The 13,979-nt window shown below is 43.0% G+C and carries 10 protein-coding genes; all 10 read right to left on the reverse strand.

The window, feature by feature from the left end; all coding sequences use genetic code 11:
* Positions 1-245: 245 nt before the first annotated feature.
* Positions 246-824: a YHYH domain-containing protein gene (locus DXA87_RS16590; RefSeq protein ID WP_015552325.1), complete on the reverse strand. Its 579-nt coding sequence runs from the start codon at positions 822-824 to the stop codon at positions 246-248.
* A gap of 798 nt (positions 825-1,622) precedes the next feature.
* Positions 1,623-2,963, reverse strand: coding sequence for a hypothetical protein (locus DXA87_RS16605; protein ID WP_117505420.1), 1,341 nt, complete (start codon positions 2,961-2,963; stop codon positions 1,623-1,625).
* A gap of 642 nt (positions 2,964-3,605) precedes the next feature.
* Positions 3,606-3,890, reverse strand: coding sequence for a DUF4160 domain-containing protein (locus tag DXA87_RS16610; RefSeq protein ID WP_117505422.1), 285 nt, complete (start codon positions 3,888-3,890; stop codon positions 3,606-3,608).
* A gap of 1 nt (position 3,891) precedes the next feature.
* Positions 3,892-4,113 (reverse strand): hypothetical protein, encoded by a 222-nt coding sequence (locus DXA87_RS16615; RefSeq protein WP_015552320.1) that lies wholly within the window; start codon positions 4,111-4,113, stop codon positions 3,892-3,894.
* Positions 4,106-4,378 (reverse strand): hypothetical protein, encoded by a 273-nt coding sequence (locus DXA87_RS16620; RefSeq protein WP_015552319.1) that lies wholly within the window; start codon positions 4,376-4,378, stop codon positions 4,106-4,108. The genes DXA87_RS16615 and DXA87_RS16620 overlap by 8 nt, the downstream gene beginning before the upstream one ends.
* A gap of 363 nt (positions 4,379-4,741) precedes the next feature.
* Positions 4,742-6,133 (reverse strand): hypothetical protein, encoded by a 1,392-nt coding sequence (locus tag DXA87_RS16625; protein ID WP_147326540.1) that lies wholly within the window; start codon positions 6,131-6,133, stop codon positions 4,742-4,744.
* Between the two features lie 50 nt (positions 6,134-6,183).
* The gene (gene glmS, locus DXA87_RS16630) at positions 6,184-8,022 is read right to left on the reverse strand and encodes a glutamine--fructose-6-phosphate transaminase (isomerizing) (RefSeq protein WP_117505426.1); all 1,839 of its coding nucleotides are present in this window, start codon (positions 8,020-8,022) and stop codon (positions 6,184-6,186) included.
* A gap of 109 nt (positions 8,023-8,131) precedes the next feature.
* A complete protein-coding gene (locus DXA87_RS16635; RefSeq protein ID WP_015552314.1) occupies positions 8,132-9,523 on the reverse strand; it encodes a hypothetical protein in 1,392 nt (463 codons plus the stop codon).
* A gap of 21 nt (positions 9,524-9,544) precedes the next feature.
* The gene (locus DXA87_RS16640) at positions 9,545-10,960 is read right to left on the reverse strand and encodes a sugar transferase (protein ID WP_117505428.1); all 1,416 of its coding nucleotides are present in this window, start codon (positions 10,958-10,960) and stop codon (positions 9,545-9,547) included.
* Between the two features lie 208 nt (positions 10,961-11,168).
* Positions 11,169-13,751, reverse strand: a complete 2,583-nt coding sequence (locus tag DXA87_RS16645; protein ID WP_015552312.1) for a P-loop NTPase fold protein — start codon at positions 13,749-13,751, stop codon at positions 11,169-11,171.
* Positions 13,752-13,979: the final 228 nt, after the last annotated feature.

The raw sequence follows: 13,979 nt of genomic DNA on the forward strand, positions 1-13,979 counted from the left end.
TGTATTTGGCGTGGGGCGAAGGATTTGACCTTTACGACAGGTGATGGATTTCAACCCGTATTATTCATAAAAACTGTCTAAGTTACAACCACCACTTAGAACATTTGCTTCCGTGGTCGGAAAAACTTCCAACTGAGATGCATAAAAATTCACCGCAAAAAATCTAAAAAACAGCAGTGCCGCCGCATGTATAAACAACTCATACACGCAGCGGCACCTCTGTTTTATCAGGACCACGCTCTCCCTTAATGCGTCCGTCCTTCCGCCCATCCAGTATTCATATAATGCTCATAGTACTTCCTCAAATCGCTTCCAAACGCGGTCTGAAGATCGGTATTATTCTCTTTGTATACATTCACATCAAACTCCGCGCACCCCTTTCGTCCCTCTGCCATGCCAGAATTATAAAAATGCGTGAACAGTGCCAGCTTATCTGTTCCAATCGCAGTCTGAAGATCCGGATATGTATTGTAGTAATAATCTGGATCAAACACTCTGGAGTAAGAGTTCATCAGATCATAGGTGATCGAAGGTGCTTCTGCTGCCGCGGTGCTGCTGTTTCCTGCAGAACTATTATCTGTCTGGCCCCCCACTGCATACGGGCATACACCGTTCGTATGCAAATGTGCAGGATGCCCGTTACAATGGTAATGATAACTTCCCAGCCCACTCTTATTCTTATTGTCACGATGACCTCCATTAGCATCTGTACGTCCCGAATGAGCTTCGGCGATGATCGTGTTTGCAGTAAAAACAGTAGTCGTTGCCGTGGACAGTGTCATGCATGAAAGGAAAATGATTCCGCACCTTTTCAGTTTATTCATAATACCAGCCCCCTGTATTGTATTTGTTATACTTTATTATAGGACGGACGCTGGCGGGTGTAAACCGTAAAGCGGGTGTATTGCAGAATTTTTCTTTCTTAACAAGCACTGCCCCACCTCTATCCGATTCGAACACAGGTGGGAGGTGGCGGAGGAATTTTTCTTGAAAAGGAATCTCGTTTAACACGTAGACCATACGGCAATACATTGGAATTGCCGGAATTAGAAACATTATTAAATCTATACCACATGCCTTCTGGAACAGATTGGGAGCACCTGTACTCCATTATAATGAAATATGGGAGACTATGAGAAAGGCTCGGTAAATAAGATTCTTCTATGATAATTAAGGGAATTAGGCTCTCTTGCAACAGAATTTACGATTCCACTTAAAAATACACAGACCCATTACTAAGCAAAGGAACTGACTATGTAAGGATTCCTGCTCCACTGATCGTTAAAAACTGACCAGGAACCATGAGGTTCGCCTCCGTTACAGTATCTCAGAGACAGCAAAGCTGAATGACCTGCGCCCATATTACTATTTTCGATACATCCTTGCAGAACTACCGAAGCGCAGTGATGAAAATGGAAATATAGATCCCTCAAAACTGGATGATCTGATGCCCTGGTCCTCAGCGCTTCCAGATGCATGCAGGAAACTACGCCGCTGATGAAGCGGCGTTTTATTATTGGCAGGCAAATGGTTTGACGTTTACGCTTTAACGACATTTTTCTATAGGTAGCTGTTATATATAACAAGCGCGACAAGCCTGATTCACAAGCTTATCGCCCTCCTTACTTTCTCTCTTCAATAATTTCATCTAATGCATCCGACAATAGCTTCGCTCGTTCCCACTGCTCGGATTTTGGCTCCGAATAAGTCATAATGTCATTATAACGATATCTTAGTGATACAAGAATATTTATTTGGGATTCTGGGGAATTTTCTGCGTATTTCAGGCTTTCAAAAAGCCATTTAACTGACTGCAGATAATATGAAGTAATAATATCCCGGTCACCATTATAGTATTGGTAAGCCAAGGCATAACAATGAAAATCTTCAGCCAGAAGTCTGGCAAGCGAAGCTTTTCCATAAATTGTATAAGCATCCAAACGAACAGTAATAATATGATCTTTTTCTCTTGAAGATACCAAAGTATTATCCTGGGCACTGGCTTCCGAAACCAAATTTCGGAGTGATTGATCTGCTCTAATATCAAAATCATTCAGATACTGACATGCAATTACTGCTTCAATATCAGCCTTTAACTTGACTGCAGCTTGCTCAGCAGTCCAATTTGTACTAATGGCATATTCACCTGTCATAAAGAGGAACTTTGCCCGATCCTCAGCAGATATGGACCAGTCCTTTGTCGGGATTTCCAACCGCATTCTGCGAGCCTTTTCTATCTGTTCAGCTTTTACAGCTGTTTCATCCATAAGAGAATAGTCTGAATTTTTAACTGAATAAACCTCCATAGACAATTCATCCCGAATGTCTTGCGGCTCTAATGTTCGAGATGACTCTACATTACTATATTTGTCATCTGAAGATACCACCGTTTTATCGACTATTGTTTCTTCTACATCTATATCAGTTTTCTTTTCTTCCATTTGAGCAGCCTCATCAGCAGGTCCATATGCAATAAATGCCTTTACTGCCGCAGCTGTACGCGCATTTCCATGAACACTCGCCCATACTGCCCCACCAGTAACGCTCAGCATGAGTATAGCTCCAAAAAAGACTTCTCCACTCTGCAAGACAATATCAAAAAGACACCCAAACACTATTACAGTTTTCTGCCATGGACTCTGTGAAGAACTCATCATATTCTTATATTCATCAGTGCTTTTATATCGTTCTTTGACGATATCCCATATTTCCTTCAGGATAACTGTAACAATAATACCGTAAATAGACCATAATAAAAGCCCTGGAACATGTTCCAAGGCCAATTCAAACAAAATACCAAAAATGAGCGCTCCTATAAGTCCAACTTTGAAAATCTTAAAAAAGTGAAATTTTTGCGATATAATCCGTCTGGTCTTATCTATAGGTAGTTTCTGGTGATCGGCCTTTTGAAAACCGGATATACGATTGCTCTTCAACAACTTTTTATTTCCGGGCTTTTTCATGTGCCAACCCCCTCTTCCTAATAAAATCGTACCTTTTAAGGGTAACACTATTTTTCATAGATTGCAAGTTTTTCTTTTGCCCATACACATTTCTGAATATCTACAACAAAAATTTATGATAATAAAAGTACAAAATACATAAATGGTAAAACGTACACCAGCCACTAAAACCAGCCACCTCTCCTAGACGGCCTTAACTGTTCTATTTTATCTTACGACAAGACGTCGGCGTTTTAAGTGACCACGACATAAAATCACCCAGAAAAACGTGCTATCCTTTTTCTTGGAAACTTTTTCAGGTAATTCCGTCAGAAGATACTCGACATACAGGTACGTTTTCAAGTTATTCACCTTGTCAGTTACGGTGATGCTATATGCAGTTGCGCCTGCCTGAGTTCCTTCCACAACATTATATCTAAAACACTTTCGGACCATACGAATCAGAATCGACAACAGATACTCTGCAATTGAACCATCTCAATTTTCATTCCTGCTGCATTAAATTCTTTAAGCATTTCAAATTCCGCTTTACCTTTCCGCCAATAAGAAGTCTCTCCATATATAAACTAAGACTTTCCAGATCTAAAATGGAAAGTCTTAGTTTATTGTTGTCAGTCCACTGGGCTCAGCAGAATACAGTTATCAAATATTTTTCTCGTAGAATCCTTCCCGACTGTATTCTGACCATTTCAGGTACATTTCCTGATAGTTCTGTTTGATGAACTCCTGGATTTTTCGAATTTCTCTATCATTCAGAATTCCACGATTCTGTACCAGGGTGTCACCGTTATCTTTCACAAAGAACTTTGCAGCGCCAGTTTCCGTCAGTTTACGGTCACTGGCGTGCACATGCATACACTCAATAACGCAGTAAGATGTGAAGTAAAGATAATACCCTGCAATTTTGTATTCGTAATACTTCGGCATCTTAGTCCTCCATAAACTTCCGGTTCTTTTCCAGATAGTCTCTCGCGATCCGAACCTCAATATCATCCATGCTGGTCTCCAAAACCTTACCATCACTTGAAAACACTACGGCCCGATCAGGACGATTCAAATTCAAAACACGGAATCCCTCAGCGCAACGGGTAAACGCATAACCATTTACAATCATATCTGCCGCATCTGCAACCTGCTTCACATCAACCATTTGCCACCTCCACGCTTTTGATTGGATTTAAGAACTTATCGACATCGAAATACAAATTTTGGAGAATCGGAACTAAATCAATATATTCTTCTTCCGGTTTCTCGTTGTGCTTATACTTTGCCATAACAACAAGATATCCATTGTCCCACTCTTTCACTGCTGTATATCGTTCCAACGAATACGGAGCAATGAACCGGATCACATGGTTTCCGAACTGGAACACGGTATAGTTTTTCTCATTGCTAAGAGTTGCTACGCCACTCATGCCAATTCCTCCTTCAAAAGTTCCGAAACCATTTTATAGGTTCCATTTATTGTTTCCACTCTTTGATATCAACCATGGTATTGTCTTCCACATTCAGCATACGTCAATATCGCTGTGTAGTCAAGCTGAACCACTATACCATTATAATTCGTCAGAATCCCGTTCCATTACGTAAACGCTATGGAGCGTTTACAATTTAAATAACAAAAAGGAAGCCACCTCTCCGAACTCTCCACCAACCATAGAAAATCCCAAGCGATCGCTCCCTTTTTCTCTCATTCAATATTCACCTATAAACTAAAACTACTACAACCTACAATCAACCTCTTGGTTCCAGTGTTCCCGTACGGACATTAGTGTTCTCTACTCCAACACCACACACCCCACAACGCTCTTCCCAAGATCCTTCACTCTCTCGATCTCCAGCTCCAGCGCACTATACTTAGACATACCGCACTGCTCAACAAACACAACTCCATCGCACTCCGGCAGCTTCTTAACGGTCTCAGCGTCCTCCAGCATGCAGTTTCCAGAGATCACGCGGATTCCACTAAGCTCTTTCTCCAGCGCCTCCGCAGCCCCTCTAAGGACCTCAGAATCCACATCTCCGGTAACAAGAATGGTCTTCATTCCATCCGCATAGTTCCTAATATTCGCCGCGATCAGCCCATACTCCGTCTCAGCGTTCACGTTGCATGCGCGTCCCTCAAGACGATTCAGCCATGCGTCGATCGCTCCAGCTTTCTTTCCGCCCTTGGAAAGTCTTCCGAGAACTTTTACCTTATAGCGGGATCTGAGTTCCTTCGCAGAATACAGCTTATCACTCATCACAAACGCAACACAGATTCCAAACACAATAAGGAATCCACCAAGAATTCCACCGAGAATTCCATATTTAATCGCGCTCTTTAACGCCGCACGCTTGGAAGAATCGACTTCCTTCGGCTCCTCAAGTTCATCATATGCAGTCTGCTTTGTCTGTAAACTGTCATTCAGCGTTGTCAACTTCTCGGTCTGCTGGCGCTGAAGTTCTGCAAGATTAAGGTTCACCAGCGCGCTGACACTCTCATTTACGATAGAAACAGTATGTTCCCCAATACTTGTGGCGATCCGGTCATGCATATCGTCTACATGTGCCAGAAATGCGTCAAGAACTTCCTTGGCATCTTCTTTTGTCGTGTGCTTTACATCGATCGTGAGCATGCGGTTTAACTGGCCATCCTGATTTGCCCCGATCGTCACTTCCACAAGTTCTTCCAGATATCTCGGCTCCGTCTTTACCTGCTTCGCAACATCCTCAAGAACTGCGCTGCTGGTTAAAAGAGACTGATATGCCTGAAGGATCGTATCTGTATTATCACGATTCTGATACTCCATTCCCGGCATGATCTGATATCCTGTGGAAACGAACAGATCCGCTCTCGCCTCGCATACATCGTACGGACTCATGTTGATCCAGATCGAATGATCCAGATATTCCTGCTGATTCGCAATATCTGTTCGGAGATTTTCCATCTCACGTTCATATGTGGACTTATTCTTCTCATAGAGCTCCAGATCATTCTGGTAAGTTACTCTCGCTTCCTTCGCCGTCTCCGGGTCATTCTGATTCCTGTAAGTCATCGTGCCCTTCGCACCACCAAGCAGAACCGCCATAATAACCGCGACTGCAAGCACCGGTCTCCACTTATGAAGAACCGCAAACATCAGGTCCTTCAGATCGATCTCTACAACTTCATTTGAATTGTTTTCCATGATACTCTCCTTCATCTTTGTTTTCCAACATGTAAAATTCCACGCAAAAATTATTCCACCGTCACACTCTTCGCCAGATTTCTCGGCTTATCCACATCAAGTCCCTTCGCGACAGATACATAATACCCCATAAGCTGCAGCGGGATCACCGCAAGACTCGCCGCAAACAGCGGATCCGTCTTCGGGATATAGATCACAAACTCCGCACAGTCCTCGATGCTGTAATTTCCATACGTCGTGAGCGCCATCAGATACGCCCCACGGCTCTTGCACTCGACCATGTTGCTGACAGTCTTCTCATAGAGATCCTGCTGCGTCAAAACTCCGATCACCAGCGTTCCCGGCTCGATCAGGCTGATCGTTCCATGCTTCAGCTCACCGGCCGCATAGGCCTCAGAGTGGATATAGCTGATCTCCTTCATCTTAAGACTGCCTTCCAGACTCACCGCATAGTCGATTCCACGGCCGATAAAGAACATATTCTGTGCGTTCATCTGCTTCGCCGCGAACCACTGGATCCGCTCCTTATCCTCGAGAAGCTTCTCGATCTTATCCGGGATCGTCTGAAGCTCCGCGATCAGCTCCGCCGCCCTGTCCTCATCGATCATTCCACGAACACGGGCAAATTCGATGGATAAAATATAGGACGCGATCAGCTGTGTGCTGTATGCCTTCGTCGTCGCGACCGCGATCTCCGGTCCCGCAAGCGTGTAGAAAACATGGTCCGCTTCCCGGGCGATCGTGGATCCGACTACATTGACGATCGCTAACGTCTTAACCCCATGGGCCTTCGCCTCCCGGAGCGCCGCAAGGCTGTCCGCCGTCTCTCCGGACTGGCTTACGATGATCACAAGAGAATTCGGCGCAAACAGTATTCTCCGGTAACGGAACTCCGACGCAAGCTCCACGCGGACTGGGATCTGCGCCAACTCCTCGATCACATACTGGGCCGCAACACCAACATGGTACGCGGAACCACAGGCAACAATATAGATCTGCTGCAGCTTCTGGATCTCTTCCTCCGTAATTCCAACTCCACTAAGATCGATCTTGCCATCCCGGACAACCGAATTTACTGTATCACGGACCGCTTTCGGCTGCTCATGGATCTCCTTCATCATAAAATGCTCAAAGCCCGCTTTCTCCGCAGCTTCCGCATCCCACTGGATCTCCACCAGATCTTTCTCGATCTCATCGCCGTCCAGATTGTAGAACGTCACATTTCCCTTCTGCAGACGGCACATCTCCATATTTCCGATATAATAAACATTTCTCGTATACTTTAAGATCGCCGGAACATCCGACGCGACAAACGACTCGCCATCCGCAACACCGATGATCATCGGGCTGTCCTTTCTCGCCGCATAGATCTCTTCCGGATAATCCCTGAACATGATGGCCAGCGCGTAAGAACCGCGGATCCTCACCATTGCATGGTTGATCGCGTCCACCGGCGTATGCTCATACTTCTTATAGTAATAATCGATCAGCTTGATCGCAACCTCTGTATCCGTATCAGAATAGAAGTTATATCCCTTGTGCTGCAGTTTTTCCCGGAGTTCCTGATAATTCTCAATAATTCCATTGTGGACACCAACTACATTCCGGTCATCACTGCAGTGCGGATGTGCATTCAGCTCACTCGGTTCCCCGTGTGTCGCCCAGCGGGTATGCCCGATTCCGCATGTTCCGTGCATTGCGGTTCCATCATTCGTCTTTTCCGCAAGGACGCGCAGACGTCCTTTCGCCTTTACGATCTCCACCTCATTTTCACCGTTACGCACTGCAAGTCCTGCCGAATCATATCCGCGATACTCCAGCTTTGCGAGACCATCCAGCAGTACCGGTGCCGCCTGTCTATGTCCAGTAAATCCAACAATTCCACACATATATTTATTTCTCCTTCAGATTCAATTAATTACTTTGTCCTTTATACAGCTGCAGGGACTTGATTTAAAAAATCCAGTCCCTGCCACTACATACAACTATTTCTGCATTTTATTCAATTACCACACATCCAACAACACTTTTTTTCAAGTCATGGATCTTCTCAATCTCCGTCTCAATAGCACTGTATTTCGATGTCTCACACTGCTCCACAAGAATCACCCCATCACACAAAGGAAGCTCTCTCACTGTCTCGACATCTTCAAGCATACAATTTCCAACTACTGTCTGAATCTCTCCAAGTTCCGACTTTAATGCTTCTGCGACGCGCATTAAAGTATCTGCCGGTGCACTTCCGGTAATTAAGAGTTTTTTCATATCTCCTGCATAGTTCTTTACATTCGCTGCAATCAAACGATACTCTGCTGTCTCATCGGCATTGCAAGTACGTCCTTCCAGTCGGTTTAACCACGCATCGACAATGCCGACTTTTTTCCCGGAGGAGAGTTTTCCAAGAATTTTTACTTTGTAACGTTCCTTCAGCTCTTTTGCGGAGTAAACCTTATCTCCCATAAGGAACACAATACAAACAACAAACGCAACTATAAACGCCCCGCCGAAACCACCGACCAGACCAAATTTTATGGCACTCTTTAAAGCAGCCACCTTGGAAGAATCCTCTTTTTCCGGCTCTTCCAATTCATCGAGATCTTTCTGTTTTGTCTGGAGACTGTCGTTTAAATCTGTAAGTTTCTGGGACTGCTGCCTCTGGAGATCCGCAAGGTCAAGATCTACTTTTGAGCTTATTCCCTCATTGACGGTAGAAACAGTATGTTCTCCAATGCTTGCTGTGATCTGTGCCTGCATATCAGCTACATGTGCAAGAAATGCATCAAGAACAGTCTTTGCTTTTTCTTTGCTTGTATGATTGACATTAATTGTAAGAAGGCGGCTGAACTGATTTTTATCTACCCCTATGGTACCGATCGTCACCGTAACAAGCTCCTGAAGATATCTTGGCTCCGTTCCGACCTGCTTCGCGACATCCTCCATCACTGCACTGCTCGTCAGCATTGACTGATATGCCTGAAGGATCGTATCCGTATAATCACGGTTCTGATATGCCATTCCTGGCATGATCTCATATCCTGTGGATACATAGAGATCTACTCTTGCCTCGCATACATCATACGGGCTCATATTGATCCAGATCGAATGATCGAGATACTCTTGCTGGTTCTCGATATCTGTCCGCAGGTTTTCAATCTCCCGCGTATAAGTATCTTTATTCTTCTCGTAGAGCTCCAGATCTGCTGAATAGGTCAAATCTGCCTCTTTTCGCACTTTCGGATCACTCTGTTTTTTATAAGTCATTATGCCCTTGATACCACCTAACAGCAACCCACAGATCACCGCTACAAGGATCAACGGTCTCCATTTATGGAATACCGCAAACATCAAATCTTTTAAATCGATCTCCTGCTCATCTGTATTGTAGTCCATCTTCCTTCTCCTTTTAATTTTTTATCTCGATCCACGCCCTGTCAATACAACCTTGACCGTTAAGATCAGAATCTTAATATCCTTTAAGATCGACCAGTTGTCTATGTACTGCATGTCCAGGCGGACAACCTCATCGAAGTCCTTGATATCACTTCGCCCGCTGATCTGCCAGAGACCGGTAAGTCCTGGCGTCATGCTGAGACGGCACTTGTGCTTCGCCTCATAATGTTCAAACTCATCAACGGTCGGCGGTCTCGTTCCAACAAGACTCATATCACCCCGAAGCACATTCCAGAACTGGGGCAGCTCGTCAATACTCGTCTTCCGGATAAACTTTCCGACCTTCGTGATCCGCGGATCATCTTCCATCTTGAACATCAGGCCCTTTACTTCATTTGATGCCATCAGCTCTTTTTTTCTTGCCTCCGCATCCTTATACATAGAACGGAACTTATAGAACGTAAACTTACGTCCGTTCTTTCCGACACGGGTCTGTCCAAAAAACACCGGTCCCGGGGAATCCAGCTTGATCGCCGGTGCGACAAAGATCGTAGCAATTCCAAGGATTACCATTCCGACCAGACTGCCGACAATATCGAGCGCCCTCTTTGCGATCATCTGTCTCGTTGAGAACAGATTTCTCGCAAATGTGACCGCCGCGTACTTTCCGACACGGTTTAACGACTTCTTTCCGGAAACCGAAAGATCAAACGCATCAATATTTATATCCACAATGATTCCCATCTGCTCCAGCTCACGAACCCATTCGTTCATAAGCGGAGTGCGCATCAGCTTGTCATCGATGATAAATACCTCGTCCACATCGTTCCGGATCACATAATTTAAGAAATCCTCACGGTGCGCTACCACCGGGATCTCGCCAATCTCTTCCGCCTTCGCCTCGTCCGTAAGTACCAGACCTGCGATCGTCCGGTTCCATTCATTATACTCCTTAAGATTCTCAATCACATCCCCGGCCTGATCCGATGAGGTAACAACGAGAAGCCGATTGCTGTGGCGGCTGTTCCGGTAGACCTTTACCATATACTGCTTAAAGATCACTCTCGCCGCATACATCATGAATGTATTAATCACGATCTGATAACCAAAGACGAGACGCGAGAGATCTGCGGAACGGTGCATCACAAACAACGCCATAATCAGGACTGCCGAAAAGATCAATTCCGACTTCACAACGTTTACAAACTCATCGAACATTCCTCTCCGGAAAAAATGATGGCTGAAATCCATCAGCACAAAGATCAGACCATACAGGGCGATTGCGAATAAAAGCAGCCAGATCTGGTCACCATGCTCAAACCTTCCATAAAAGATTCCGTAACGGATCCAGAAGGCAATTCCCATACTGACAATCAGGCTGCACAAGTCAACGATCAGTACGAGAATACTCTCAAATGTTTTCTTGTTTTCGTACATAATACTCTCTCCCAGGTTCTATTCTGCTTATTATAACATAGAACCTGCCTTAATACTTTACTTTTCTATGAATTTCGGCATAGTTTTACCCTAAATTCCGATACATGCCCAACTATTCTATCATAGTTTTTCTGTTTGCAAAAGGCAAATTTCAATAGTTTCTTGTTGTTCCTTTTCCATTTTACATTTCTTCTGCCACTTTGCTTCCTCAGAGCCTTAATTTTACTTCTCTCTGCCTATATACCGTCCTACCGTCTTCCCCTGTTTCATTCTTGAACGTATCATATATCTCCCATACAAATTTTTCATCACTTGTCTCCGGCACATGCTGCCGTATGCACTCTTCTATTTCCTCCAGATCACAAAACATTTTAAAATTATCCTCGTTCAGCCTATAACCATATACTCCACTTAGCGATTTACTGGTCATGTCCCACAAAAAGCGATAAATATTTTTAGGCGTTAACATATGATGGAACGCTTCCTTAATATCTACAGATGAATCACGTTTTACAGCATGATACCATCCCCATATATTATGTTCCCGGTAATTCAGATCATCATACAGGTCCAATTCATTCCCTATCACATACAATGCCATGGCAAGCAGTTCCTCATACACTTTCCCCGCACGGCCGTTGTATTTTATTTCTTTCTCTTCGCTTCCCTCTACTTTATTGTGCCATATGATCTCACTAATTTCCTGCATTCTACTGTACTCGTTCTTCATATGCAGCAGGAAACCTTCTAAAAATCGGTCTGATACCTTTTCAAGTGCCAATGAAAGAATATAGATTGCACGCCTCTTTGGATCCAGCCTAAAAAACAGCATCATCTCATCCGCTGTTGCTGCGTAATCATATAGTACATCAAATAATGTTTCCCATCCTTCTGTGGACAGATCTGTCACATACAATTGAATCCTTTCAAACAAAATTACTTGTTCTTCTATGTCACATGTGCTACAGGCTTTCTCCAATTCTTCCGCAGCTTTTTCTGTGTCTTTTCTGTTACACAGCCAGATCAACTCTTCCACTGTATTTTGATTGCCCAAATTCTTATTCATTCGATGCGTAAAATACATCGTAAAGAAATATCCACTATAGATTCGACGCTCTTTTATCGTCTTCTCATAGTCATCATCTCCGAATTCATAATTCAAAACATTCATCTTATCCTCTGCATAATGTTTCACACTTGGGAAAAGTTCTTTCAACAATATTTTATATCTGTTATATTTTTCATTTTCGAACAACTTCTGATAAAATTCTTTTATCTCTTTATTTTTCTTCTCTAACCGTTCTTTATAAAGGAATTCATGTCCAAACAGCATTTCCCTGTCCTTTGAGACAAAATATGTTGCATTATTCCAGATTATATCATACAACTCTCTGTTTTCCCTTTTTATAAATTCAAGAAGAGTATAATCACCAATATTGAGCTGCCCTGCAAGCCGCTTTCCCTGATCTTTTGACAGAAAATAAAAGCTGCTCATAATTGAATTCAAAAACCTTTTGATATCCCGAATGTCCTGGATATATTCTGCTATCAGCGACATATGTTTTAAGATCAGCTTCTGCTGGTTCTCATCAGTCTTATATACTTGCAATATATTATCCATGCAACAGAGAAGCACATCTCTCTTAACTTCTCCGTCAAATTCCGGTATGCAAAATTCTACCTGCACGATCTTTTTAAGATATTCCATCCCATAATGCTGCTGCGCAAGCATACTTTTCAACACTTCAGGATCATATGAAAGAACATAAATAACTTTATCAAAGTTTAATACATCTGCAACCGTCTTCAACAAAAACAAAATTTTCTCTGGCCCCAGTCGCTCGATATTATCCAGTATAAAAACAAACCGCTTCTTTGAAAGCGACATGTATTCGTTAATTCTGTCGCGAATCACCGAAACCGTTGCCTTATCTTCATTTAAGAATGAAAGCTTAACTCCCCGCGTTGATTCATGAGCATTAAAAATCAATGCCAATAGATCTCTTTTCCACTTTCTCAGTTTTGAAACACTGTAATCAACTTGTGAATGCTTAAAAATAGTGTCCAAGATTCCACTAAGCAAAGCAGCCTCATCTTCATAATTCCACGGGTCGAAGTCATCAATAATTAAAATATTCTCACTTTCCTGCAAACGTTTCTTTACAATATTCAGAACCGTAGTCTTTCCGCTACCCCATTTTCCACTTAAGCTAAGTACAAGCTTTTTATTGGGATAGCAGTCCGCAACTGTCCTGATAATATTTTCTATCAGGTCCTCTCTGTGTAAAAGGTCATAGTCCACAGCCTCTTCATCTAGTACGAGCATCTCTCCACTATATCCAGCCAGCTTTCCCTCATACAGATCCTTTAATGTGTAGGTTTGTTTCTTCTTCTGCTCACGTTTTTCTCTCTGTCTGGTTTCAATTACCTTCATGCGATAAAAAAGGAATGCTAAATCCACTATTGTGAATATACATGCACCCAACAGCTTATACCTTGCAAATATCGGATTCCCTATAACGAAAGCGACTGTCATAAATACTATATATAATCCTACCGTATACAGTCCCCTTATCATCCACGCATCGAATTCTGAACTGATCGGCAACTTCATAGAGACATCCAGCCGAAAGTATATACATACAATCGCTAACATTACAAGAGTGATTGTCGCAAATTCATATCGTCCAATGCTATTTACGATTTTGGTAAACGTATTACCGATATCTAAAAACAATATAATCAAAAATCCAGCTAATCCATATGGCAATTGTTCTTTAAAATATTTCATTAGTATTTCCTCCACCATACTTTTACGTCACCACTTGGGTTTCCTATCACTTTACAGTGCTTAATTTCTTGATACTTCTATATTTCCATATTATCATCTCATCTTTATCTTCTCAAGCTTTTATCCCACGCTCTCTTTATCTGCCATATATTTGCCAAAATTTTTCCTGAGATTTCATTAGGTATATGTCTATTCCAAATAATAACAATTATTTGAGGTTGAGATATC

Source organism: Desulfotomaculum sp. OF05-3 (genome assembly GCF_003435535.1).
Lineage (GTDB): Bacteria > Bacillota > Clostridia > Lachnospirales > Lachnospiraceae > Pilosibacter > Pilosibacter fragilis.